The organism is Streptomyces sp. 4N124, assembly GCF_052245395.1.
GTDB lineage: Bacteria > Actinomycetota > Actinomycetes > Streptomycetales > Streptomycetaceae > Streptomyces.
Map to the genome: position 1 here is coordinate 163,779 of NZ_JBQQBS010000013.1, position 24,386 is coordinate 188,164.

Consider the following 24,386-nt stretch of genomic DNA (forward strand, 5'->3'; position numbering starts at 1 on the left):
GAGGGGGTCCGATGGCAGATGGCACCGCATACGGCGACGCAAGCGACCAGGACCTCCTCGCTCGCCATGTGGAGGGCGACCCCGACGCCTTCGGCGAGCTCGTACGGCGCCACCGTGATCGGCTCTGGGCCGTGGCCCTGCGGACGCTCGGTGACCGCGAGGAGGCCGCTGACGCGGTCCAGGACGCCCTCGTCTCCGCCTACCGGGCCGCCCACACCTTCCGCGGCCAGTCGGCCGTCACGACATGGCTCCACCGCATCACGGTGAACGCCTGCCTCGACCGCGCCCGCAAGGCGGCCTCACGCAAGACCTCTCCCGTCGACGACACCGAGCGTCTGGAGCAGCTGCTGGAGCCGCATGAGTCAGCCTCGGCTCCCGCGGAGCGCAACGATCTGAACCGCCAGCTCCTCGAAGCGCTCGGTACGCTTCCACCCGACCAGCGCGCGGCCCTCGTCCTGGTGGACATGCAGGGCTACCCCGTCGCCGAAGCCGCCCGCGTCCTCGACGTTCCGACCGGCACGGTGAAGAGCCGCTGTGCCCGTGGCAGAGCCCGGCTTCTGCCCCTTGTCTCTCATCTGAGGTCCGAAAACGCCGACGACGACAGAGAACCCGGCCGGGGACGGAACCGGGTGCACGGGACATCCGTCCCACCGGCAGCGGATCCGCATGACGCCGGTTCCCGCGATACAGGACCCAGTGATTCAGCTGCTGTGAAGGGCGGAGGTGGGCGAGCGTGACATCCACGACAGACACGGCCGGGCACCCGGACGTCGCCGAGATCTCCGACCTCACCGAGGGCCTGCTGCCTCCGGACCGGACCGCGGACGTACAGCGGCATCTGGACGAGTGCGAGCTCTGCGCGGATGTGCACGCATCACTCGAAGAGATCCGGGGCCTCCTCGGCACACTGCCGGGTCCGCAGCGCATGCCCGACGATGTTGCGAGCCGTATCGATGCCGCCCTTGCCGCTGAAGCTCTTCTCCAGGCCACCGCACCCGATACCGCGGATGACCCGGCACCCGTCGGCGCTTCCACGCCCGACCATCGTGCTCATGTTTCACGTGAAACATCGGTCTCCCCAGCCCGTCCGGCAGGGCACGCCCGCACCGCGACCACGGGCCCGGGCCGCAAGGAACGCAAGAGGGGCGTGCGCCGCAGGGCCACCGTCCTCGGTGCCGTCTTCGCAGTGGCCGCTCTGGGTCTCGGTTCCGTGCTGGTGGCGTATCTGAACGACGGCAAGCCGTCCGACGACACGACCACCGCGACCGACACATTCTCCGAGGGGAAGCTGGAGAACCAGGTCGCCGATCTCCTTGCCGAGAATCAGAGCGCCGGGAACGGCTCCCGCGCTCCACACAGCCTCGGTATGGAGTCGACCCCCGACAGCGCGAGCCCTCGCATCTTCAGGGAGCCCACAGTCCCGCCGTGCATCCAGCAGGGCATCGGCACCAACGACGCGGCAATCGCGACCGAGAAAGGCACCTTCCAGGGGACGGACGCCATGCTCGTCGTGCTGCCCGACCCCGCCGACCCCACTCGGGTCGTTGCCTACGTCATGGATGCCACCTGCGTCGCCCAGCCGTCGTCCGGCACAGCCAAGGTCCTGCTGAAGGACTCCTACACGCGCTCCTGAGCGCGAACGCTTCGTCTCTGTCCTGCGTGGTATCCCGTACGGTGTCCACTCTCCGTGTGCCCGGGCACACCGGGAATGCACGCCCCTTAGGATCCGTTGGGTGGGGTGAGAGTTCCGAGAGGGCTCCACTGGCCGTACTGACGCAGTCCAGAGACGAGGAATCAAGCCGTGAGCGACGTCCGTAACGTGATCATCATCGGCTCCGGGCCCGCCGGCTACACGGCGGCGCTGTACACCGCACGCGCGTCGCTGAAGCCGCTGGTGTTCGAGGGCGCCGTCACCGCGGGTGGTGCCCTGATGAACACCACCGACGTGGAGAACTTCCCGGGCTTCCAGGACGGCATCATGGGCCCCGAGCTCATGGACAACATGCGCGCCCAGGCCGAACGCTTCGGTGCCGAGCTCGTCCCGGACGATGTGGTGGCCGTCGACCTGTCCGGTGAGATCAAGACCGTCACGGACACCGCGGGCACGGTCCACCAGGCGAAGGCTGTGATCATCTCGACCGGCTCGCAGCACCGCAAGCTGGGCCTGCCGAACGAGGACGCTCTCTCCGGGCGTGGCGTCTCCTGGTGTGCCACGTGCGACGGCTTCTTCTTCAAGGACCAGGACATCGCCGTGATCGGCGGCGGTGACACCGCGATGGAGGAGGCGACCTTCCTCTCCCGCTTCGCCAAGTCCGTGACGATCGTGCACCGCCGCGACACCTTGCGCGCCTCCAAGGCGATGCAGGAGCGCGCGTTCGCCGACCCGAAGATCAAGTTCGTCTGGGACAGCGAGGTGGCCGAGGTCCAGGGCGAGCAGAAGCTGTCCGGTCTGAAGCTGCGCAACGTCAAGACCGGCGAGCTCTCGGACCTGCCGGTGACCGGGCTGTTCATCGCGATCGGCCACGACCCGCGCACCGAGCTCTTCAAGGGCCAGCTCGACCTGGACGAGGAGGGCTACCTGAAGGTCGAGGCCCCCTCGACGCGGACCAACCTGACCGGTGTCTTCGGCGCCGGTGATGTCGTGGACCACACCTACCGCCAGGCGATCACCGCGGCCGGCACCGGCTGCTCCGCCGCTCTCGACGCCGAGCGCTTCCTCTCCGCCCTGGCGGACGAGGAGCACGCCGAGCCCGAGAAGACCGCTGTCTGACCCCCTTCCGCCCCACGCACCAACCAGTTAAGGAGCCCGCCGTGGCCGGCACCCTGAAGCATGTAACCGACGACTCTTTCGAGCAGGACGTCCTCAAGAGCGACAAGCCCGTTCTGGTGGACTTCTGGGCCGCTTGGTGCGGTCCGTGCCGCCAGATCGCGCCGTCCCTTGAGGCGATCGCCGCCGAGTACGGCGACAAGATCGAGATCGTCAAGCTGAACATCGATGAGAACCCGGGTACGGCCGCCAAGTACGGCGTCATGTCCATCCCGACGCTGAACGTCTACCAGAACGGCGAGGTCGCCAAGACCATCGTCGGCGCGAAGCCGAAGGCCGCGATCGTCCGCGACCTCGAGGACTTCATCGCCGAGTAGTCGATGTTTCACGTGAAACACGAATGGGCCAGCCTCTGAGGGGGCTGGCCCATTCGTTTGTCGGAGTGGTCTCTACAGCGGCCGCAGCACCGGCTCCTTCTGCACCGCCCCCAGCAACCGGTCCAACGCCATCTCCACGTCTTCCTTCCAGGAGAGCGTCGTCCGCAGTTCCAGACGCAGTCGCGGAGATGTGGGGTGAGGCCGGACCGTCTTGAAGCCCACGGCCGTCAAATGGTCGGCAGGCAGAACACAAGCCGGCTCCGACCAACGAGCGTCCCCGAAGGCTTCGATCGCCTTGAAGCCCCGGCGCAGCAGATCCTTCGCGACCGTCTGCACCATCACTCGGCCCAGCCCCTGGCCCTGGTAGCCCGGCATGATGAATGCCGTCATCAGCTGCACGGCATCAGGGGAGACAGGGCTCGTGGGAAACGCCGTCGACCGGGGGACGTAGGCGGGAGGGGCGTAAAGCACGAAACCCACGGGCACTTCATCGACGTACACCACTCGGCCGCAGGATCCCCAGTCCAGCAGGACGGCGGAGATCCAGGCTTCCTTCTCCAGCGCTGGGGTGCCCGCCTTTACCGCGGCTTCGCCGCTGACTGGGTCCAGTTCCCAGAAGACACACGTGCGACAGCGCTTGGGAAGGTCCTGAAGGTTGTCCAGCGTGAGCGGTACGAGCCGGCGCCCCATGAAGGCTGTTCCTCGCTTCCTTCGCCTGCCGCGTCGCGGGCGGCCGTCAGGGCGCTTCGCTCCCGGAGCAGGCTGCCGACGAATCCGCCGACCGCGCCCAGCCCAAGGCCCGCGCTCACCAGTCCGGTGCGGCTCACCGTTCGCATGGCCCCTGCCTCCCCTGAGAGGTGCTGCCGGGTGGATGCGCCATACCCGAACGCATCGTATCCACGATTGCGATTCGATCGATACGGCCAAAAAGCAAAGAGCGGACCGTGTTCCGGTACACACCGGACACGGCCCGCTCTGCCGACCGCCCTAGCCCAACGACCGGACGGCCGAAGGATCAGTCCTCGGAGTCCTCAGCGTCGTCCTCATCCAGAAGACTCTTCTGCAGGACAGGACCCTCGCCGGGAGCAAGCGAGCCGAGGATGCGCTCAAGATCCTCTATCGAGGCGAACTCGACTGTGATCTTGCCCTTCTTCTGTCCGAGGTCGACCTTCACCCGAGTCTCGAAGCGGTCCGAGAGACGGCTCGCCAGATCGGTCAGGGCCGGGGAGACCCGGGCTCCGGCCCGCGGCCCCTTGGAACGCTGGGCCTTCTGCGGGCGGGAGCCCATCAGGGTCACGATCTCTTCGACAGAGCGGACCGAGAGCCCCTCGGCCACGACCCGGTAAGCCAGCCTCTCCTGCTCCTCCGGGTCGTCGACGGAGAGGAGCGCCCGGGCATGCCCGGCGGAGAGCACACCGGCGGCCACCCGGTTCTGGACCTTCGGCGAGAGCTTCAACAGGCGCAGGGTGTTGGAGACCTGAGGGCGGGACCGGCCGATGCGGTCGGCCAGCTGATCGTGCGTGCAGTTGAAGTCCTTCAACAGCTGATCGTAGGCAGCCGCCTCTTCGATCGGGTTCAGCTGTGCACGGTGCAGGTTCTCCAGGAGGGCGTCCAGGAGGAGCTTCTCGTCGTCCGTGGCCCGCACGATCGCCGGGATCGCCTCGAGCCCTGCCTCACGGCAGGCCCGCCAGCGCCGCTCGCCCATGATGAGCTCGTAACGGGCGGGGCCGATCTGCCGTACGACGACCGGCTGGAGGAGACCGACCTCCTTGATGGAGGTGACGAGTTCCTGCAACGCATCCTCGTCGAAGACCTCACGCGGCTGACGCGGGTTCGGCGTGATGGCGTCGAGAGGGATCTCGGCGAAGTGGGCGCCCATGGGAGCCGCGGGCGTCTCCGCCACGCCGTTCACCGACGGCTCCTCGGTTTCATGTGAAACAGGCGGCAGCGTGGCCACCTTGGCCGCGGCCACGCCACGATCGGTCGTCAGCACCGGTACCGCCGTGGGAGACGCGGAAGTAGCGCCCCCCACCGCTGGAGGCACCGTCTTCTCCGTCGGGGCAGCAGGGATCAGTGCGCCGAGACCACGGCCCAACCCCCTCCGTCGCTCGCTCACTGGATCCCCTCCACCATGCTCGGGTCGCTCTGTGCACCGATATGGGCATGCGTCGCTTCGTAGGTGACGCCCACGCCCTTCAGTGCGATTTCTCGTGCCGCCTCAAGATAGGACAGGGCACCGCTCGATCCGGGATCGTAGGTCAGCACCGTCTGCCCATAGCTCGGTGCCTCGGAGATACGGACCGAGCGAGGAATGCTCGTCCGCAGCACCTCGTCGCCGAAGTGGCTGCGCACCTCGTCCGCGACCTGGGACGCAAGGCGCGTCCGGCCGTCGTACATGGTGAGCAGAATCGTCGATACATGCAGGGCGGGGTTGAGGTGCCCCCGCACCAGATCGACGTTGCGCAGCAGCTGGCCCAGGCCTTCCAGCGCGTAGTACTCGCACTGGATGGGGATGAGGACCTCCGCGCCGGCCACCAGCGCGTTGACCGTCAAGAGGCCGAGCGAGGGCGGGCAGTCGATGAGGATGTAGTCCAGCGGCTGCTCGTAGGCCTGGATGGCTCGCTGCAGCCGGCTCTCTCGGGCCACCAGGGACACCAACTCGATCTCCGCACCGGCGAGATCGATCGTGGCGGGTGCACAGAAGAGGCCCTCGACATCAGGGACCGGCTGAACGACTTCCGAGAGCGGCTTGCTCTCGACCAACACGTCGTAGATGGAAGGAACTTCGGCGTGATGGTCGATCCCCAAGGCGGTGGACGCATTGCCCTGGGGGTCGAGGTCGATCACCAGGACACGGCCGCCATGCAGGGCCAGCGAAGCGGCAAGATTGACGGTCGTCGTTGTCTTGCCCACGCCCCCCTTCTGGTTGGCGACCACCATGACCCGGGTCTGCTCAGGCCGTGGCAGGCCCTCGCCGGCGCGGCCCAGAGCCTCCACCGCCAGTTGGGCAGCACGACCGATGGGAGTGTCGTCCATCGGGGGCGGTGTTTCACGTGAAACATCGTCCCCCATCGATTCGGTACGGGGACCGGGGACCGGATCGGTCATCGGTCCCGCGATGTTGGCGTCGGACCGCAAGGATTCACTCTCCTCGACTTCAGGCTCGCAATGAACAGAGCCTCCCATGCCTTCGGGGTCGTGAACCAGTGAGGCCTGTTGTTCTGTGGAGAATTCCACCTCTGTGGACAACTCCGTGCCCCCCGAGGGGGACCCAGAGCCGCCGGAATCGGAAGCTGGCGCCTCACCGAGTGATCCGAGAGGCTTTCGGTCGCGGGGTTCGGCCGCGGCGCGGCCGCGACTGATGATGCCGTGCAGCAGTGAGCGACGTTTCACGTGAAACACGATGCACAGCAGTTCTGGCCGGAGTGTCGCGACACTCCGGCATGCGTAGGTTTGGCAGCTTGTGTGGAGTACGTGTCGTCGTCAGGACGGATCAGCGGCGCCTCTCGCGCGCCCGCTCATCTCAACGGCGTCGGCGTGCCCGCCCCGTCCGGGCCGCCTTCGCCCGCTTCGCCGCGAAACGCACGCCTCCTGGGCTCTCCCCGACCTCTACGCGGACCACAGTGGACATCGGATCCACCACACCCTCACCCACATGGAGGATGGACGTCTCCACGGCTCCGAGCTTGCTCAGCGCCGTGGACGCGCTCTTGAGCTCCTCCTCGGCCGTGTCACCCTTCAGCGCGAGCATCTCGCCGTACGGGCGCAGCAGCGGGATGCCCCACGTGGCCAGTCGGTCCAATGGCGCCACAGCCCGCGCCGTCACGACATGCACCGGCGTCAGCTTCCCCATGACTTCCTCGGCTCGGCCGCGCACCACCGTCACATGATCGAGCCCCAGCAGCTCCACGACCTCGGTCAGGAAGGTGGTGCGCCGCAGCAGCGGCTCCAGCAGCGTGATCTTCAGGTCCTCCCGGACGAGGGCCAGAGGAATGCCGGGCAGACCGGCGCCCGAGCCGACATCGCACACGGTCACCCCCTCAGGCACGACCTCGGAGAGCACAGCGCAGTTCAGCAGGTGCCGCTCCCACAGCCGGGGCACCTCGCGCGGGCCGATCAGACCGCGCTGCACTCCCGCCTCCGCGAGCAGCTCGGCATAACGCACGGCATCAGCGAAGCGATCGCCGAACACCTCGCGCGCCTGCTCGGGCGCAGGGGGAAGCTCCACTGCCTCCGTCACGGGGACCGTCCTTCCGTACCGCCTCGGCGCACCGAACGCCGACCACGAGAACCACCACAACTATCAGGCTGACAAAGTTCGGCCCCGCCTGCCGGGCAGACGGGGCCGGAGAACCGTAGGGACCGATCAGGCGGGAAGTACAACGACGAACCGCTGCGGCTCCTCGCCCTCGGACTCGCTGCGCAGACCCGCGGCCTTGACCGCGTCGTGCACGACCTTGCGCTCAAAGGGACTCATGGGCTTCAGCTTCATGGGCTCACCGCTGCTCCTGACCTCAGCAGCCGCCTTCGCGCCCAGCTCGGAGAGCTCCGCACGCTTCTTGGCCCGGTAGCCCGCGATGTCCAGCATCAGACGGCTGCGATCCCCGGTCTCCCTGTGCACGGCCAGGCGCGTGAGCTCCTGGAGCGCCTCCAGCACCTCACCGTCACGGCCAACCAGCTTCTGCAGGTCACGGGTGCCGGAGTCGCTGATGATCGACACAGCCGCGCGGTCCGCCTCGACATCCATGTCGATGTCGCCGTCGAGATCGGCGATGTCCAGCAGACCCTCAAGGTAGTCCGCCGCGATCTCGCCCTCCTGCTCCAGGCGGGTCAGGGTGTCTGCGCCCTCGGCAGCGGCGGAGGTGGTGCCTTCCGTCACGGGATGGACTCCTTCTTACTTCTTGGTCGGGGACTTGGGCCGCTGCGGACCCTTGCGCTGCCCGGACTGGGCCTTGCTGCGGCCACCGCCACCGGGCTTCTGCGCGGCATTCTTCGCGGCTGGCTTGGCGTCCTCGGGCTCATCGGACTTGCTCAGTGACGTCTTCGGCTCGGAGGACTCTCCGGCCGCCTTTGCGCCGCCGGACTGCCGCTGGGACTTGGACTGCCGCTTCGGCTGCTGGCGCTTGGGCGTGGCGGTCGTCGGCGTACCGTCCTCGGTCTGCACGACGGTCGCGGTCTCGCCCTTCACCACAGTGCCGTCAGCCTGAGCCGCGAGGCCCGCCTTGCTCAGCCCGTTGATGAACTTCCGCTCGTACTCGTTGCGGTCACGGCCCTTGGCCACGATGGCCTTGACGATGGCCTTCTCACCGCGGCCACGCGTCTTGCCGTGGTGCGTGACGTGCTTGTGCAGGCGCTCCAGGTACGCGGCCTGGGCCTTGGAGCCCGGAGTCGGGTTGTTGCGGATGACGTACATCTGCTGACCCATGGTCCACACGTTGGTGGTCAGCCAGTAGACGAGCACACCCACCGGGAAGTTGATGCCGAAGACGGCGAACATGACCGGGAAGATGTACATCAGCATCTTCTGCTGCTGCATGAACGGCGTCTTCACCGTGGTGTCGACGTTCTTCGTCATCAGCTGACGCTGCGTGTAGAACTGCGACGCCGACATCAGGACGATCATGACCGCGGTGACGATGCGGACGGTGGTCAGCGAGGCGTCGAGAGCAGCGACGTCAGAAGAGCTGTCGGTGAACTTCGCGGCCAGCGGGGCGCCGAAGATGTGCGCCTTCTGCGCGCTCTCCAGCAGGCTCGCGTTGATGACACCGACGGTGTCGTTGTTCGCGATGCTGTTGAGCACGTGGTACAGAGCGAAGAAGAACGGCGACTGCGCCAGGATGGGAAGGCACGAGGAGAGCGGGTTGGTACCCGTCTCCTTGTACAGCTTCATCATCTCTTCGGACTGACGCTGTTTGTCGTTCTTGTAGCGCTCCTGGATCTTCTTCATCTCGGGCTGCAGCGTCTGCATCGCCCGGGTCGCCTTGATCTGCTTCACGAAGAGCGGGATCAGGCAGATACGGATCAGAATCACCAGGGACACGATGGACAGGCCCCAGGCCCACCCGGTGTCATCGCCGAAGAGGGCGCCGTACACCGTGTGGAACTGGACGATGACCCAGGAGACAGGTGTCGTGATGAAGCTGAAGAAGCTGGCAATCGTGTCCACTAATCATGCTCCTTGGGCATGGGACGGGGTCTCTGCGGCCGGGCTCGAAGGAGTCTGCCCCTCGGTGGCCGTTTCGGCGGCGGAGTTCCCGCCCCCGCGTGTGCGCCAGGCGTCACGCAGCATTTCGTGCCACCGCGGGCGCTTGCGCGGCGGGACATGGTCCACACCGCCCAGCGACCACGGATTGCACCGCAGGATGCGCCAGGCGGTGAGTGCCGTTCCCTTGACCGCACCGTGCCGGTCGATGGCCGTATAGCCGTAGTGGGAGCACGACGGGTAGTACTTGCAGACCGGCCCGAGCAGCGGACTGATCGTCCACTGGTAGAGCTTGATCAGGGCCAGTAGCGGGTACTTCATCGTGCGCCCCCTCCCAGCAGCCGCCGCAGAGCGGCATCCAGGTCTTGGGCCAGTTGTCCATGGTCGGCGTCGCCCGCGCCGGGCAACGCTCGTACGACTACCAGGCTACCGGGGGGCAACAGGGCGACTCGCTCCCGCATCAGATGACGGAGTCTGCGCTTCACCTTGTTCCGGACGACCGCGCCGCCCACCGCCTTGCTCACGACGAAACCCGCACGCGTCGGGGGAGCGCTCTCCCCAGGCGCGTGCGGGTCCGTGGCACCGCTTCGAAGGTGGACGACGAGAGTCGGGCGTCCGGCCCTGCGTCCTCGTCGTACCGCGGTCGCGAAGTCCTCGCGCCGCCTCAGCCGGTTCTCGGTGGGCAGCACGACGTCATGACCTGACCGGGATCAGGCGGACAGACGGGCGCGACCCTTGCCACGGCGGGACGCGAGAATCGCGCGGCCGGCACGGGTGCGCATACGCAGCCGGAAGCCGTGGGTCTTCGCGCGACGACGGTTGTTCGGCTGGAAGGTGCGCTTGCTCACTCGGGGGCTCCAGAAATCAATCGGTGGTGGCGGGTGCCGTCCTGGCTGTCACCGTGCGCCCACGAGTAGCTCGCATCACGCCCGAGTGCACCGCTTCCCGATCACCTTCAGCGATCTGTGCCCATCGGAGGCAGGCGGCAGCAGCCATCGACAACTCGACCTGGTTACGGTACGCGGGGCTACGCCATCCGGTCAAACCAGCGGCCCACAGGAGACACTATCCACAGCCTGGGGACAACAACTTGAACCGCACCCGTCGCCCTGACTACCTTGGCTGGACTCCGATTCGCCCGTCCCATCCGATTTGAATCCCAAGCCGTCCCACAACCACACGTTCGTGGGACCCACGAGAGAGCGTGCCCTGTGGCTGACGTACCTGCCGATCTTGCCGCAGTGTGGCCACGAGTACTGGAGCAACTCCTCGGGGAGGGCCGGGGGCAGGGCGTCGAAGCCAAGGACGAGCGCTGGATCCGCCGCTGCCAGCCCCTGGCGCTGGTCGCGGACACTGCCCTGCTCGCCGTACCGAACGAATTTGCGAAGGGCGTACTGGAGGGCCGTCTCGCACCGATCGTCAGCGAGACGCTGAGCCGCGAATGCGGCCGCCCGATCCGCATCGCGATCACCGTCGACGACTCCGTCGGCGAACCCCCGGCGCCGCCCCAGCGCCCCCGGTACGAGGAGCAGGAACTCCCCTCCTCCCAGTACGAGGGCTACGGCCGCCACCGCGCCGACGACCGCTCGGGCACCCCGAGCGACCAGCTGCCCCCGCCCCGCACGGATCAACTCCCGACGGCCCGCCCCGCGTACCCCTCGGAATACCAGCGCCCCGAACCCGGCGCCTGGCCCCGCGGATCCCAGGACGACTACGGCTGGCAACAGCAGCGGCTCGGCTTCCCGGAGCGCGACCCGTACGCGTCACCGTCACAGGACTCGTACCGGCCCCAGGATTCCTACGGCTCTCAGGACTCGTACGGATCCAAGGACTCGTACTCCCCGCCGTCCCAGGACTCGTACCACCAGCCCTCCCAGGACTACCGTCCGCAGTCCATGGAGCGCCCCTCCTACGACTCACAGCGCTCCGACTACGACCAGTCCCGCTCCGACTACGACCAGCGTGACGCCCGCCGGGAGCGGCCCGACCCGCCGTCCGGGTCCGGACATGTGCATCGCGGCGGACCGGTCGGACCCACACTCCCCACGACCGGCGCCCCCGGCCCGCTGGCCGCGCAGCCCGCGCCGGCGACCGGCCCCGGCGAGCCGACCGCGCGACTGAACCCGAAGTACCTCTTCGACACGTTCGTCATCGGCGCCTCCAACCGCTTCGCCCACGCGGCCGCGGTGGCCGTCGCCGAGGCACCGGCGAAGGCGTACAACCCCCTCTTCATCTATGGGGAGTCGGGGCTCGGCAAGACGCACCTGCTGCACGCGATCGGGCACTACGCCCGCAGCCTCTACCCCGGCACGCGCGTGCGGTACGTGAGCTCGGAGGAGTTCACCAACGAGTTCATCAACTCCATCCGCGACGGCAAGGGCGACAGCTTCCGCAAGCGGTACCGGGAGATGGACATCCTGCTCGTCGACGACATCCAGTTCCTCGCGGACAAGGAGTCGACGCAGGAGGAGTTCTTCCACACCTTCAACACGCTCCACAACGCCAACAAGCAGATCGTGCTGTCCAGCGACCGGCCGCCGAAGCAGCTGGTGACGCTGGAGGACCGGCTGCGGAACCGTTTCGAGTGGGGCCTGATCACCGACGTCCAGCCGCCCGAGCTGGAGACCCGTATCGCCATCCTCCGTAAGAAGGCGGTGCAGGAGCAGCTCAACGCCCCGCCGGAGGTGCTCGAGTTCATCGCCTCCCGGATCTCGCGCAACATCCGCGAGCTGGAGGGCGCGCTGATCCGGGTGACGGCGTTCGCTTCGCTCAACCGGCAGCCGGTGGACCTGGGCCTGACCGAGATCGTCCTCAAGGACCTCATCCCCGGCGGTGAGGACTCGACACCGGAGATCACCTCGACCGCCATCATGAGCGCGACCGCCGACTACTTCGGTCTCACGGTCGAGGATCTGTGCGGCAGCTCGCGCGGCCGCCAGCTCGTCACGGCCCGCCAGATCGCCATGTACCTGTGCCGCGAGCTCACGGACCTGTCGCTGCCGAAGATCGGCGCGCTGTTCGGCGGCCGCGACCACACCACGGTGATGCACGCCGACCGCAAGATCCGCAATCTGATGGCCGAGCGGCGCTCCATCTACAACCAGGTGACCGAGCTGACGAACCGCATCAAGAACGGCTGACGACCACAGGGTTACGGCATCGAGGGCGCCCTCCGGAGGAGATCCGGGGGGCGCCCTTCGTTATGCCGCAGCCACCCGGTGTTCGATTACGTGCCGCGTTACGGCCACTCTCCACAGATTCGGTGATTTTCTGCCGTCCACACCCTGGGGACTGGGGAGTTGTCCAGATCCTGTCCACAGCTGGCCCCGTTGACAGACCATCAAGCCAGCTCAAGTGGCTGTGGATTGGTGGACAAACGATCTCCACAGACTGTGGACAGCGAAAAGATCCACAGGGTGTGCACGAAGTTGTCCACCGGCAACCCACAGGCTGGGGTGAGTTGTCCCCAAGGATGGGCAGCTTCTCCACACCGCTGTCCACTGTTCGGCAACGCGACGCGCCTCCTCACCGGGACGAGTGAAAGGCGTCACACAAAGCTGCCGGGGTGGTCTGTGGGAAAGCTGCCCAAAGCTGGGGACGGCACTGGGGAGAAGTCACCCCAGGCTGTGCATGGGGTGTGCAGAACTTTCCGTTCTCCACAGATTCGCCTAGTTGTCCACCGGTGTCGCCCACAGGGTCCGTGGACAAAATCTTGCCGCTGAGCTGGGAAAACAGGGTTATCCACCGTATCCACAGGCCCTACTACTACTCCCAACTAGAGACAGAGCGGAATTCGCTTCGAAGGGGGTCCTGTGCACAACTCGCTCTTCGGCGCCCGACTGCCCCTCGTCACGACTTGCCCCCGAGAGGCACCTACTGTCAGTGCCGTGCGTCAGACTGTTCCCCGGTGTCCTTCCCCTCACAGGGACCGACCACACCGAGACAGACGACGAAGCCAGGCAGGCCGAGAAGCGCCGGCAACAGCAGGAGGCGGCAACAGTGAAGATCCGGGTGGAACGCGACGTACTCGCGGAGGCAGTGGCCTGGGCGGCGCGCAGCCTTCCGGCCCGTCCGCCGGCGCCTGTCCTCGCCGGCCTTCTGCTGAAGGCCGAGGACGGCCAGCTGAGCCTGTCCAGCTTCGACTACGAGGTCTCCGCACGCGTGTCCGTGGAGGCCGAGGTCGAGGAGGAGGGCACGGTCCTCGTCTCCGGCAGGCTGCTCGCCGACATCTGCCGCGCCCTCCCCAACCGCCCGGTGGAGATTTCCACAGACGGTGTACGGGCGACGGTGGTCTGCGGCTCCTCGCGGTTCACACTCCACACACTGCCTGTGGAGGAGTACCCGGCGCTGCCGCAGATGCCGTCGGCGACCGGCACCGTCCCCGGCGAGGTCTTCGCCTCGGCTGCCTCCCAGGTAGCCATCGCCGCCGGCCGTGACGACACGCTGCCCGTCCTCACCGGTGTGCGCATCGAGATCGAGGGCGACCGGGTCACCCTGGCCTCCACCGACCGCTACCGCTTCGCGGTCCGTGAGTTCCTGTGGAAGCCGGAGAACCCGGAGGCGTCCGCGGTCGCCCTGGTCCCCGCCAAGACCCTCCTGGACACCGCCAAGGCGCTGACCAGCGGCGACAGTGTGATCCTGGCGCTGTCCGGCTCGGGCGCGGGCGAGGGCCTTATCGGTTTCGAGGGCGCCGGCCGGCGTACGACGACGCGGCTGCTGGAGGGCGACCTGCCGAAGTACCGCTCGCTGTTCCCGACGGAGTTCAACTCCATCGCCGTGATCGAGACCGCGCCCTTCGTGGAGGCCGTCAAGCGTGTGGCCCTGGTGGCCGAGCGCAACACTCCGGTGCGGCTCAGCTTCGAGCAGGGTGTGCTGATCCTGGAGGCCGGTTCCAGCGACGACGCACAGGCTGTGGAACGGGTGGACGCTCAGCTGGAGGGCGACGACGTCTCGATCGCCTTCAACCCCACGTTCCTGCTGGACGGCCTGAGCGCCATCGACTCCCCGGTGGCGCAGCTGTCCTTCACGACGTCCACCAAGCCCGCGCTGCTCAGCGGCAAGCCGGCGCTGGACGCCGAGGCGGACGAGGCCTACAAGTACCTGATCATGCCGGTCCGCCTCAGCGGCTGACCACGCCCGACGAGAACACCGCAGGTCGGGGCATACGTTTGAGCGCGTATGCCCACAGGTGTGCGTGAGAGTCCGGGTTTAGGCTCGGACATGGGTACGAAGGTGCCTCACACGCCACACAGCAACCTAAGGAACAACTGATGGAGCTCGGTCTCGTCGGCCTCGGCAAGATGGGCGGCAACATGCGCGAGCGGATCCGCCGCGCAGGCCACACCGTCATCGGATACGACCGCAACCCGGATCTCGCCGATGTCCACAGCCTGGAAGACCTTGTGGGCAAGCTTTCGGGCCCGCGCGTCGTATGGGTGATGGTCCCGGCCGGTGCACCCACCCAGTCGACCATCGACGAGCTGGCCGAGCTGCTGGAGCCCGGTGATGTCGTCGTGGACGGCGGCAACTCGCGCTGGACGGACGACGAGAAGCACGCGGAGGAGCTGGCCGCCAAGGGCATCGGCTTCGTCGACTGCGGTGTCTCCGGCGGCGTGTGGGGCCTGGAGAACGGCTATGCGCTGATGTACGGCGGCGACGCGGAGAACGTCGCCAAGGTGCAGCCGGTCTTCGACGCCCTCAAGCCCGAGGGCGACCTCGGTGCGGTGCACGCCGGCAAGGTCGGCGCCGGCCACTTCGCGAAGATGGTCCACAACGGCATCGAGTACGCGATGATGCAGGCCTACGCCGAGGGCTGGGAGCTCCTGGAGAAGGTCGACTCCGTGACCGACGTCCGGGAGGTGTTCCGTTCCTGGCAGGAGGGCACGGTCATCCGCTCCTGGCTGCTCGACCTCGCGGTGAACGCCCTCGACGAGGACGAGCACCTTCAGAAGCTGCGCGGTTATGCACAGGACTCCGGGGAAGGCCGCTGGACTGTGGAAGCCGCCATCGACCACGCCGTGCCGCTGCCGGCGATCACGGCGTCCCTGTTCGCGCGGTTCGCCTCGCGGCAGGAGGACTCTCCGCAGATGAAGATGATCGCGGCGCTGCGGAACCAGTTCGGTGGCCACGCGGTCGAGACGAAGTAATCCACAGGGCTGCTGAGCGGTCCACAAGACTGGGGGAGGTCGGCGAACGACCATGCACGTCACGCATCTGTCGCTGGCCGACTTCCGCTCGTACGCCCGGGTCGAAGTTCCGCTCGACCCGGGCGTCACCGCCTTCGTGGGCCCCAACGGGCAGGGCAAGACCAATCTCGTCGAGGCGATCGGCTACCTCGCCACCCTCGGCAGCCACCGCGTCGCTTCCGACGCGCCTCTCGTCCGGATGGGCGCCGACCGTGCGGTCATCCGCGCGCAGGTCAAGCAGGGCGAGCGGCAGCAGCTGGTCGAGCTGGAGCTGAACCCCGGCAGGGCGAACCGCGCCCGCATCAACAGGTCCTCGCAGGTCAGACCCCGTGATGTGCTGGGCATCGTACGGACTGTGCTGTTCGCGCCCGAGGACCTCGCTCTGGTCAAGGGCGATCCCGGGGAGCGGCGCCGCTTTCTCGACGAGCTGATCACCGCCCGGTCTCCGCGTATGGCCGGTGTGCGCTCGGACTACGAGCGGGTCCTCAAGCAGCGGAACACCCTGTTGAAATCTGCCGCGTTGGCTCGTCGGCACGGCGGTCGTTCGATGGATCTGTCGACTCTCGATGTCTGGGATCAGCATCTTGCGGGCGCGGGCGCCGAGTTGCTTGCTCAGCGCCTGGATCTGATAGCCGCGATCCAGCCGCTGGCCGACAAGGCGTACGAGCAACTGGCGCCCGGTGGCGGCCCGGTGGCTCTGGAGTACAAGCCGTCGGCGCCGGGTGAGGCGCACACGCGCGAGGACCTCTACACGCAGGTGATGGCCGCGCTCGCCGACGCGCGCAAGCAGGAGATCGAGCGGGGCGTGACTCTCGTAGGGCCTCACCGAGACGATTTGAATCTCAAACTCGGTCAGCTGCCGGCCAAGGGTTACGCGTCCCACGGTGAGTCCTGGTCGTATGCGCTGGCGCTGCGGCTGGCGTCGTACGACCTGCTCAGGGCTGAGGGAAATGAGCCGGTGCTGATCCTCGACGATGTGTTCGCGGAGCTGGACACCCGGCGGCGTGAGCGACTGGCCGAGCTGGTGGCGCCCGGTGAGCAGGTGCTGGTGACGGCCGCGGTCGACGACGACGTACCGCACGTGCTGACGGGGACGCGGTACACGGTGTCGGACGGGACGGTGGAGCGCGCATGACGACCGACGATCCCAAGAGGGCATCCGAGCCGGGGGCCCCGGAGCCGTCCGGGGTGGATCTCGCGCGCGTGGCGTTGCGCGCGGCGAAGGAGCAGGCACGCGCGCGTGGGGATGCCGTGCAGCAGAAGAAGCAGGCGCGCCGTGGTGGCCTGCGCTCCGGCGCGGGTGCCGATGGACGCGACCCCATGGCGCTCGGCGCAGCGATCAACCGCCTGATCACCGAGCGGGGTTGGGAGGCCCCGGCCGCGGTGGGCGGTGTGATGGGCCGCTGGCCGCAGATCGTCGGGGAGGACGTCGCCAAGCACTGTGTGCCGGAGCGGTACGACGAGGACGAGCGTGTGCTGGTCGTGCGCTGCGACTCCACGGCCTGGGCGACGAACCTGCGTCTGCTCGCCCCCACGCTGGTCGCCCGGCTCAACGAGGATCTGGGCCATGGCACGGTGCAGTTGATCAAGGTGAACGGCCCCGGTGGTCCCCCTCGCCGCTACGGTCCGCTGCGTGCTCCGGGCAGCACGGGCCCCGGCGACACCTATGGGTGACAGACATCACGTCGAGGGAAGCGATCAACGCGCGTCGACGTCTGCGAAGTACCGGCGGACGCGGTTGCGAATCGCGACCTGACTCCGAAGTAGCCAAGGGTTGACAGCCGGAAGCGCTGAGTGCCGCTGTGAGCCTCTTGGAGCCCCGCTCCGCATATGGGGACCCGGCGGAGACCGATTCAGGGCGCCACATGCGGACTCAGGTACCGGCAAACCCCCATCACTGTCGGCGCTACCGGTAGACTGGAAGCTAATCCCGCCCCATCCGTGGGGACCGTCCGGGAAAAGCTGAGCAACGCTGATCAAGGCTTACCAACGCAACATGCCGCAGCCGCTCCGGCAACCTGCCGGCGAGCCTGGCTCGTGCTGTGCCAGAAAGGGCGCTTCGTGGCCGATTCCGGCAACCCCAACGAGAACATCCCGTCCACCGACGCCGGCGCCAGCGCCGCGGTGACTTCGTCGAACGGCGAGGTCACCGCCTCGTACGACGCCAGCGCCATCACCGTCCTCGAGGGTCTGGACGCGGTCCGCAAGCGACCCGGTATGTACATCGGCTCGACCGGTGAGCGCGGACTGCACCACCTCGTGTACGAGGTGGTCGACAACTCCGTCGACGAGGCGCTGGCCGGTCACGCGGACACCATCGAGGTGACGATCCTCGCCGACGGCGGCGTGCGCGTGGTCGACAACGGCCGTGGTATCCCGGTGGGCATCGTCGCCTCCGAGGGCAAGCCGGCCCTCGAGGTCGTGCTGACCGTGCTGCACGCGGGCGGCAAGTTCGGCGGCGGCGGCTACGCGGTCTCCGGTGGTCTGCACGGCGTGGGCGTCTCCGTGGTGAACGCGCTGTCCTCGAAGGTCGCCGTAGAGGTCAAGACCGACGGGTACCGCCACACGCAGGACTACAAGATGGGCGTCCCCACGGCGCCGTTGGTCAAGCACGAGGCCACGGACGAAACCGGCACGTCGGTCACCTTCTGGGCCGACGCCGACATTTTCGAGACCACGGACTACTCCTTCGAGACGCTCTCGCGGCGCTTCCAGGAGATGGCGTTCCTCAACAAGGGTTTGACCATCAAACTCACTGATGAGCGCGAGTCGGCGAAGGCCACCTCCGGGGCGGACGAGGCCGGCGCGGACGAGACCGCCGAGGTCAAGAAGGTCACGTACCACTACGAAGGCGGCATCGTCGACTTCGTGAAGTACCTCAACTCCCGCAAGGGAGACGTGGTGCACCCGACGGTGATCGACCTTGAGGCCGAGGACAAGGACAAGGCCCTCTCCCTCGAAGTCGCCATGCAGTGGAACAGCGGCTACAGCGAGGGCGTGTACTCCTTCGCCAACATCATCCACACCCACGAGGGCGGCACCCACGAAGAGGGGTTCCGCTCGGCGCTGACGAACCTGATCAACAAGTACGCGCGCGACAAGAAGCTGCTCCGTGAGAAGGACGACAACCTCACGGGCGACGACATCCGCGAGGGTCTGACCGCGATCATCTCGGTGAAGCTGAGCGAGCCGCAGTTCGAGGGCCAGACCAAGACCAAGCTGGGCAACACGGAGGCGAAGACCTTCGTCCAAAAGGCGGTCTACGAGCACCTCAACGACTGGCTGGACCGCAACCCGGTGGAGGCCGCGGACATCGTCCGCAAGGGCATCCAGGCCGCCACCGCGCGCGTGGCCGCCCGCAAGGCGCGCGACCTCACCCGCCGCAAGGGCCTGCTGGAGTCGGCGTCCCTGCCGGGCAAGCTCTCCGACTGCCAGTCGAACGACCCCACCAAGTGCGAGATCTTCATCGTCGAGGGTGACTCCGCCGGCGGCTCGGCCAAGTCCGGCCGTAACCCGCAGTACCAGGCGATCCTCCCGATCCGAGGCAAGATCCTCAACGTCGAGAAGGCGCGGATCGACAAGATCCTGCAGAACCAGGAGATCCAGGCGCTGATCTCCGCCTTCGGTACCGGAGTCCACGAGGACTTCGACATCGAGAGGCTGCGCTACCACAAGATCATCCTGATGGCGGACGCCGACGTCGACGGCCAGCACATCAACACCCTGCTGCTGACCTTCCTGTTCCGCTTCATGCGGCCGCTGGTCGAGGCCGGGCACGTGTTCCTGTCACGTCCCCCGCTCTACAAGATCAAGTGGGGTCGGGACGACTTCGAGTACGCGTACTCCGACCGTGAGCGTGACGCGCTGATCGAACTCGGCCGGCAGAACGGCAAGCGCATCCGCGACGACTCGGTCCAGCGCTTCAAGGGTCTCGGCGAGATGAACGCCGAGGAACTGCGCATCACCACGATGGACCAGGAGCACCGCGTCCTCGGCCAGGTCACCCTCGACGACGCCGCGCAGGCCGACGACCTGTTCTCGGTCCTGATGGGCGAGGACGTCGAGGCGCGCCGCGCGTTCATCCAGCGCAATGCCAAGGACGTCCGCTTCCTCGACATCTGAGTCGGTCTCAGCTGACCGCACCAGGAAGGATCTTCACCAGCAATGGCCGACGAGAACACTCCCTTCACGCCTGAAGAAGGCGGCGACATCGCCCAGCGTGTCGAGCCCGTCGGGCTCGAGACGGAGATGCAGCGCTCGTACCTCGACTACGCGATGTCCGTCATCGTCTCCCGAGCGCTGCCGGACGTCCGGGACGGGCTCAAGCCCGTCCACCGCCGCGTCCTGTACGCCATGTATGACGGCGGCTACCGACCCGAGCGCGGCTTCTACAAGTGCGCCCGTGTGGTCGGCGACGTCATGGGCAACTACCACCCCCACGGCGACTCCTCGATCTACGACGCCCTGGTCCGCCTCGCCCAGCCGTGGTCGATGCGCATGCCGCTCGTCGACTCCAACGGCAACTTCGGCTCTCCGGGCAACGACCCCGCGGCCGCCATGCGGTACACCGAGTGCAAGATGGCGCCGCTGTCGATGGAGATGGTCCGCGACATCGACGAGGAGACCGTCGACTTCACGGACAACTACGACGGCCGCTCCCAGGAGCCGACCGTCCTGCCCGCCCGCTTCCCGAACCTGCTGATCAACGGCTCGGCCGGTATCGCGGTCGGCATGGCGACGAACATCCCGCCGCACAACCTGCGCGAGGTCGCGTCCGGCGCCCAGTGGTACCTGGAGAACCCGGAGGCGTCGCACGAGGAACTGCTCGACGCCCTCGTCGAGCGCATCAAGGGCCCGGACTTCCCGACCGGCGCGCTCGTCGTCGGCCGCAAGGGCATCGAGGAGGCGTACCGCACGGGCCGTGGCTCCATCACGATGCGCGCGGTCGTCGAGGTCGAGGAGATCCAGGGCCGCCAGTGCCTGGTGGTGACGGAGCTGCCGTACCAGGTCAATCCCGACAACCTGGCGCAGAAGATCGCCGACCTGGTGAAGGACGGCAAGGTCGGCGGTATCGCGGACGTCCGTGACGAGACCTCGTCGCGTACCGGCCAGCGACTCGTCATCGTGCTGAAGCGGGACGCGGTCGCCAAGGTCGTCCTGAACAACCTCTACAAGCACACCGACCTGCAGACCAACTTCGGCGCCAACATGCTGGCCCTGGTCGACGGCGTGCCCCGCACCCTCTCCCTGGACGCGTTCATCCGCCACTGGGTGACGCACCAGATCGAGGTCATCGTCCGCCGGACGCGCTTCCGCCTGCGCAAGGCCGAGGAGCGCGCCCACATCCTCCGCGGCCTCCTCAAGGCCCTGGACGCCATCGACGAGGTCATCGCGCTGATCCGGCGCAGCGACACCGTCGAGATCGCGCGCGGTGGCCTGATGCAGCTCCTGGAGATCGACGAGATCCAGGCCAACGCCATCCTCGAGATGCAGCTGCGCCGCCTCGCCGCCCTGGAGCGCCAGAAGATCGTCCAGGAGCACGACGAACTCCAGGCGAAGATCAACGAGTACAACGAGATCCTCGCCTCGCCGCTCCGCCAGCGCGGTATCGTCAGCGCGGAACTGGCCGCGATCGTCGAGAAGTTCGGCGACGACCGCAAGACCATGCTGGTGCCCTACGACGGTGATATGTCCATCGAGGACCTCATCGCCGAAGAGGACATCGTGGTGACCGTCTCACGTGGCGGTTACGTCAAGCGCACCAAGACCGTCGACTACCGCGCCCAGAAGCGCGGCGGCAAGGGCGTGCGCGGCACGAAGCTCAAGGAAGACGACATCGTCGACCACTTCTTCGTGTCGACGACGCACCACTGGCTGCTGTTCTTCACCAACAAGGGCCGCGTCTACCGGGCGAAGGCGTACGAGCTGCCGGACGCCGGCCGTGACGCGCGCGGCCAGCACGTGGCCAACCTGCTCGCCTTCCAGCCGGACGAGGCGATCGCCGAGATCCTCGCGATCCGAGACTACGAGGCGGCGCCGCACCTGGTGCTCGCCACCAAGGGCGGTCTGGTCAAGAAGACGCCTCTGAAGGATTACGATTCGCCGCGTTCCGGTGGCGTCATCGCGATCAACCTCCGTGAGACAGCGGACGGTTCCGATGACGAACTGATCGGAGCCGAACTCGTTTCGCCCGATGACGATCTGCTTCTGATCAGCAAGAAGGCGCAATCGATCAGGTTCACTGCGACGGACGACGCTCTGCGTCCCATGGGCCGTGCCACCTCGGGTGTCAAGGGCATGAGTTTCCGCGAGGGCGACGAGCTGCTCTCGATGAATGTTGTTCGACCCGGTACGTTCGTGTTCACTGCCACCGACGGTGGGTACGCGAAGCGGACCGCTGTCGACGAGTACCGCGTCCAGGGACGCGGCGGCCTCGGCATCAAGGCCGCCAAGATCGTGGAGGACCGCGGATCGCTCGTCGGTGCGCTGGTGGTCGAGGAGACCGACGAGATCCTCGCCATCACGCTGTCCGGCGGTGTGATTCGTACGCGAGTCAACGAGGTCAGGGAGACTGGCCGTGACACCATGGGCGTCCAACTGATCAACCTGGGCAAGCGCGATGCCGTCGTCGGTATCGCACGCAACGCCGAGGCGGGACGCGAGGCGGAGGAAGTCGACGGCGACGTGGCCGTGGACGAGACCGCCGAAGGTGCCGCGACCACCGGCACGGACGAGGGTGAGGCGCCCTCGGACGAGTAGCGCGAGGAGTGAGTCATCGTGAGCGGAGCCACGGGCGCCGGACCGACCGGTACGGACACGGACGGCGGCGGCCGTGGCTCCGCCGCGCGTGCGACGGACTCCCACACGACCAACCTGCAAGCGATCAAGTCGTCTCCGACCGACTCGCACTCGCCTGACACTCATGGATCCCAGGGGGGAACTGTGACGGACACCCGTGGCTCGCAGACCCAGCAGTACGCGGCTGGGGCGGGCTCGGCCGCTCCGGGCTCCCAGCAGCCCCAGCCGTCGGCCCAGCAAGCCGCCCAGGCCGCGCCGCAGCCGCCGGCCTCTCCGCTGCCGGGAGAGCGCCAGCCACAGCAGCCCTCCGGCCCGTACCACCCGCCGCAGGCCTACCCGCCGGCGGCGCCCGCTGGTGCCGTACGACGGCCCCGCACGGGCGCGCGTACGACGCCCCGCACCCGCAAGGCCCGGCTGCGCGTGGCGAAGGCCGACCCCTGGTCGGTCATGAAGGTGAGCTTCCTGCTCTCCATCGCCCTGGGCATCTGCACGATCGTCGCGTCGGCGGTGCTGTGGATGGTCATGGACGCGATGGGCGTCTTCTCGACGGTCGGCGGCACCATCTCCGAGGCCACCGGCTCGAACGAGTCGAACGGCTTTGACCTCCAGTCCTTCCTGTCCCTCCCGAACGTCCTGATGTTCACGTCGATCATCGCGGTCATCGACGTCGTCCTCGCGACGGCCCTGGCGACCCTCGGCGCATTCATCTACAACCTGTCGGCGGGCTTCGTGGGCGGCGTCGAGCTGACGCTCGCCGAGGACGAGTGACATTAACCGGCAACGCCGTTTCAAACCTCGGGCGTCGGTCCTCTGACTATCGATTTTGGGACTGCCCACGTCGTGCGCTAATCTTCAGGGGTCAGCGCGCGGGACATACACCGCAGAGCGCGGCGGGGCTATAGCTCAGTTGGTTAGAGCGCATCCCTGATAAGGATGAGGCCACAGGTTCAAATCCTGTTAGCCCCACCAGCGAAAAGACCCCCAGTCGATCAGGCTGGGGGTCTTTTGACACCAACGGTTGACACCAACGGCGACGATCAGCCGATGAGCGGATCTTCCAGCAGCTCGGCCAGCATCCCGACGGCTTCACGCTCGCTGTCGCCGACCACGTGCGTGTAGACGTCCATCGTCATGCTGATCTGGCTGTGGCGGAGGATCGCCTGAGCGACCTTGGGATGCACCTTCAGGAAGGCGAGCAGGGTCCCGCAGGTGTGCCGGGCGAGCCGGACCGTGATGCGGCGGACGCCGGCCCGCTTCACAAGCCGCTCGAAGGTACGGGAGAAGCCCACCGGATCGATCATGCCGCCATGCTCGGACGAGAAGATCAGGTCATGGTCCGGCTCCTGCGACCAACGGTCACTCGCGATCTTCCGTTCCAGCTCTTGAAGCTCCCGACGCTCTTCCAAGGCGCGAGCGCAGAACTCCGGCAAGGGGAGCACCGCCTGTGACGACTCGGTCTTGAGGTCCTTGAGGACCAGGCCGACGCCCTTCACACGCTGCACCTGCTTGACCGGGGTGAACTGTCGCGCCTCGAAGTCGATGTCTTGCCAGCGCAGGCCCAGCACTTCACTGCGGCGGAGACCGAGCACCAGGACGAGCACGCAGGCCGCGTAGAGGCGGTGGGCACGAACGGCGCGAAGGAACGTGATCGCCTCACGGGCGTTCCATGCCGTGCCCTTGTCCTTGCTGACCTTGGGCATGTCGACCAGGAGAGCAACGTTGCGCGTCAGCAGCTCTTCGCGGATAGCCCGGTTGAGGGCGTTCCGGAGCACACGAAGCACCTCGAAGCGCGTGGGCGCCGGCACCTTGTCGCGCTTCAGCGTGGCCATGAAGGTGCGGACCTGGGCGGGAGTCAGCTTGACCAGGGACTTCTTTCCGAGGTGCGGCATCAGGTACAGCCTGACCTTGGACTCGTACTTGACGTACGTGTTGTGCTCGGAGTCCGGCTCAACGATGTGCTCCAGCCAGTAGGCCAGCCACTCCCCGAGCGACCAGGAGCGGGAGGGCACCGGGACGCCGTTGCGCTCCTGGTCTTGGAGCTTGCCGAGCTTCGCACC

Annotated in this window: 22 protein-coding genes and 1 tRNA gene; 13 read left to right on the forward strand and 10 right to left on the reverse strand. The window is 67.2% G+C overall.

Annotated features, from left to right (window positions below; translation table 11 throughout):
* Nucleotides 1-11 precede the first annotated feature (11 nt).
* The 4 genes from sigM (at nucleotide 12) to trxA (ending at nucleotide 3,144) form a co-directional block, all read left to right on the forward strand.
* Nucleotides 12-737: an RNA polymerase sigma factor SigM gene (gene sigM, locus ACTWQO_RS16305; RefSeq protein WP_443238031.1), complete on the forward strand. Its 726-nt coding sequence runs from the start codon at nucleotides 12-14 to the stop codon at nucleotides 735-737.
* Entirely contained in the window at nucleotides 734-1,633 is a 900-nt protein-coding gene (locus tag ACTWQO_RS16310; protein WP_443238032.1) for an anti-sigma factor family protein, read from the forward strand. The genes sigM and ACTWQO_RS16310 overlap by 4 nt, the downstream gene beginning before the upstream one ends.
* 168 nt (nucleotides 1,634-1,801) lie before the next feature.
* Nucleotides 1,802-2,770 (forward strand): thioredoxin-disulfide reductase, encoded by a 969-nt coding sequence (gene trxB / locus ACTWQO_RS16315; protein ID WP_443238033.1) that lies wholly within the window; start codon nucleotides 1,802-1,804, stop codon nucleotides 2,768-2,770.
* Nucleotides 2,771-2,811: 41 nt separating this feature from the next.
* Complete coding sequence (gene trxA, locus ACTWQO_RS16320; protein WP_123998972.1) at nucleotides 2,812-3,144, forward strand: thioredoxin; 333 nt, start codon at nucleotides 2,812-2,814, stop codon at nucleotides 3,142-3,144.
* Nucleotides 3,145-3,216: 72 nt separating this feature from the next.
* Here the strand turns inward: trxA and ACTWQO_RS16325 are convergent, their stop codons facing one another.
* From ACTWQO_RS16325 to rpmH, 9 genes are all read right to left on the reverse strand, one after another.
* Nucleotides 3,217-3,834: a GNAT family N-acetyltransferase gene (locus ACTWQO_RS16325; RefSeq protein ID WP_443238034.1), complete on the reverse strand. Its 618-nt coding sequence runs from the start codon at nucleotides 3,832-3,834 to the stop codon at nucleotides 3,217-3,219.
* A 325-nt stretch (nucleotides 3,835-4,159) separates the two neighbouring features.
* A complete protein-coding gene (locus tag ACTWQO_RS16330; protein ID WP_443238035.1) occupies nucleotides 4,160-5,260 on the reverse strand; it encodes a ParB/RepB/Spo0J family partition protein in 1,101 nt (366 codons plus the stop codon).
* Nucleotides 5,257-6,330 (reverse strand): ParA family protein, encoded by a 1,074-nt coding sequence (locus ACTWQO_RS16335; RefSeq protein ID WP_443238054.1) that lies wholly within the window; start codon nucleotides 6,328-6,330, stop codon nucleotides 5,257-5,259. Before ACTWQO_RS16335 ends, ACTWQO_RS16330 begins: the two co-directional genes overlap by 4 nt.
* A gap of 337 nt (nucleotides 6,331-6,667) precedes the next feature.
* Complete coding sequence (gene rsmG / locus ACTWQO_RS16340) at nucleotides 6,668-7,384, reverse strand: 16S rRNA (guanine(527)-N(7))-methyltransferase RsmG (RefSeq protein WP_443238036.1); 717 nt, start codon at nucleotides 7,382-7,384, stop codon at nucleotides 6,668-6,670.
* Nucleotides 7,385-7,510: 126 nt separating this feature from the next.
* Nucleotides 7,511-8,023 carry a Jag family protein gene (locus ACTWQO_RS16345; RefSeq protein ID WP_443238037.1) on the reverse strand — a complete coding sequence of 171 codons (513 nt, stop codon included), beginning with the start codon at nucleotides 8,021-8,023 and terminating at the stop codon, nucleotides 7,511-7,513.
* Nucleotides 8,024-8,038: 15 nt separating this feature from the next.
* Nucleotides 8,039-9,310 carry a membrane protein insertase YidC gene (gene yidC / locus ACTWQO_RS16350; protein ID WP_443238038.1) on the reverse strand — a complete coding sequence of 424 codons (1,272 nt, stop codon included), beginning with the start codon at nucleotides 9,308-9,310 and terminating at the stop codon, nucleotides 8,039-8,041.
* 3 nt (nucleotides 9,311-9,313) lie between these two features.
* Nucleotides 9,314-9,667, reverse strand: a complete 354-nt coding sequence (gene yidD / locus ACTWQO_RS16355) for a membrane protein insertion efficiency factor YidD (protein WP_443238039.1) — start codon at nucleotides 9,665-9,667, stop codon at nucleotides 9,314-9,316.
* Complete coding sequence (gene rnpA, locus ACTWQO_RS16360; protein ID WP_210573434.1) at nucleotides 9,664-10,035, reverse strand: ribonuclease P protein component; 372 nt, start codon at nucleotides 10,033-10,035, stop codon at nucleotides 9,664-9,666. Before rnpA ends, yidD begins: the two co-directional genes overlap by 4 nt.
* 21 nt (nucleotides 10,036-10,056) lie before the next feature.
* Nucleotides 10,057-10,194, reverse strand: a complete 138-nt coding sequence (rpmH, locus tag ACTWQO_RS16365) for a 50S ribosomal protein L34 (protein ID WP_003949374.1) — start codon at nucleotides 10,192-10,194, stop codon at nucleotides 10,057-10,059.
* 363 nt (nucleotides 10,195-10,557) lie between these two features.
* On the opposite strand from rpmH, the gene dnaA reads away from it, so the two are divergent.
* From dnaA to ACTWQO_RS16410, 9 genes are all read left to right on the forward strand, one after another.
* Entirely contained in the window at nucleotides 10,558-12,486 is a 1,929-nt protein-coding gene (dnaA, locus tag ACTWQO_RS16370) for a chromosomal replication initiator protein DnaA (RefSeq protein ID WP_443238040.1), read from the forward strand.
* A gap of 859 nt (nucleotides 12,487-13,345) precedes the next feature.
* Complete coding sequence (gene dnaN / locus ACTWQO_RS16375) at nucleotides 13,346-14,476, forward strand: DNA polymerase III subunit beta (protein WP_443238041.1); 1,131 nt, start codon at nucleotides 13,346-13,348, stop codon at nucleotides 14,474-14,476.
* A 140-nt stretch (nucleotides 14,477-14,616) separates the two neighbouring features.
* Nucleotides 14,617-15,492, forward strand: coding sequence for a phosphogluconate dehydrogenase (NAD(+)-dependent, decarboxylating) (gene gnd / locus ACTWQO_RS16380; RefSeq protein WP_443238042.1), 876 nt, complete (start codon nucleotides 14,617-14,619; stop codon nucleotides 15,490-15,492).
* Between the two features lie 52 nt (nucleotides 15,493-15,544).
* Nucleotides 15,545-16,666 carry a DNA replication/repair protein RecF gene (gene recF, locus ACTWQO_RS16385; protein ID WP_301982427.1) on the forward strand — a complete coding sequence of 374 codons (1,122 nt, stop codon included), beginning with the start codon at nucleotides 15,545-15,547 and terminating at the stop codon, nucleotides 16,664-16,666.
* Nucleotides 16,663-17,205, forward strand: a complete 543-nt coding sequence (locus ACTWQO_RS16390; RefSeq protein WP_443238043.1) for a DUF721 domain-containing protein — start codon at nucleotides 16,663-16,665, stop codon at nucleotides 17,203-17,205. The genes recF and ACTWQO_RS16390 overlap by 4 nt, the downstream gene beginning before the upstream one ends.
* 363 nt (nucleotides 17,206-17,568) lie before the next feature.
* Complete coding sequence (gyrB, locus tag ACTWQO_RS16395; protein ID WP_443238044.1) at nucleotides 17,569-19,653, forward strand: DNA topoisomerase (ATP-hydrolyzing) subunit B; 2,085 nt, start codon at nucleotides 17,569-17,571, stop codon at nucleotides 19,651-19,653.
* Nucleotides 19,654-19,695: 42 nt separating this feature from the next.
* Nucleotides 19,696-22,290 (forward strand): DNA gyrase subunit A, encoded by a 2,595-nt coding sequence (gyrA, locus tag ACTWQO_RS16400; RefSeq protein WP_443238045.1) that lies wholly within the window; start codon nucleotides 19,696-19,698, stop codon nucleotides 22,288-22,290.
* Nucleotides 22,291-22,308: 18 nt separating this feature from the next.
* Nucleotides 22,309-23,097: a DUF3566 domain-containing protein gene (locus tag ACTWQO_RS16405; RefSeq protein WP_443238046.1), complete on the forward strand. Its 789-nt coding sequence runs from the start codon at nucleotides 22,309-22,311 to the stop codon at nucleotides 23,095-23,097.
* A 124-nt stretch (nucleotides 23,098-23,221) separates the two neighbouring features.
* Nucleotides 23,222-23,298 (forward strand) — tRNA-Ile (locus ACTWQO_RS16410).
* A gap of 68 nt (nucleotides 23,299-23,366) precedes the next feature.
* On the opposite strand, the gene ACTWQO_RS16415 is transcribed toward ACTWQO_RS16410, so the two are convergent.
* The coding region (locus ACTWQO_RS16415) for a tyrosine-type recombinase/integrase (RefSeq protein ID WP_443238047.1) at nucleotides 23,367-24,386 on the reverse strand (1,020 nt) is incomplete at its 5' end.

What these genes read in the sequence shown, in the direction of transcription:
- sigM (WP_443238031.1), top strand. Translation starts at nt 12, where the DNA reads ATGGCAGATGGCACCGCATACGGCGACGCAAGCGACCAGGACCTCCTC.
- ACTWQO_RS16325 (WP_443238034.1), bottom strand. Translation starts at nt 3,834, where the DNA reads ATGGGGCGCCGGCTCGTACCGCTCACGCTGGACAACCTTCAGGACCTT.
- ACTWQO_RS16335 (WP_443238054.1), bottom strand. Translation starts at nt 6,330, where the DNA reads ATGGGAGGCTCTGTTCATTGCGAGCCTGAAGTCGAGGAGAGTGAATCC.
- yidD (WP_443238039.1), bottom strand. Translation starts at nt 9,667, where the DNA reads ATGAAGTACCCGCTACTGGCCCTGATCAAGCTCTACCAGTGGACGATC.
- gnd (WP_443238042.1), top strand. Translation starts at nt 14,617, where the DNA reads ATGGAGCTCGGTCTCGTCGGCCTCGGCAAGATGGGCGGCAACATGCGC.
- recF (WP_301982427.1), top strand. Translation starts at nt 15,545, where the DNA reads ATGCACGTCACGCATCTGTCGCTGGCCGACTTCCGCTCGTACGCCCGG.
- ACTWQO_RS16390 (WP_443238043.1), top strand. Translation starts at nt 16,663, where the DNA reads ATGACGACCGACGATCCCAAGAGGGCATCCGAGCCGGGGGCCCCGGAG.
- gyrA (WP_443238045.1), top strand. Translation starts at nt 19,696, where the DNA reads ATGGCCGACGAGAACACTCCCTTCACGCCTGAAGAAGGCGGCGACATC.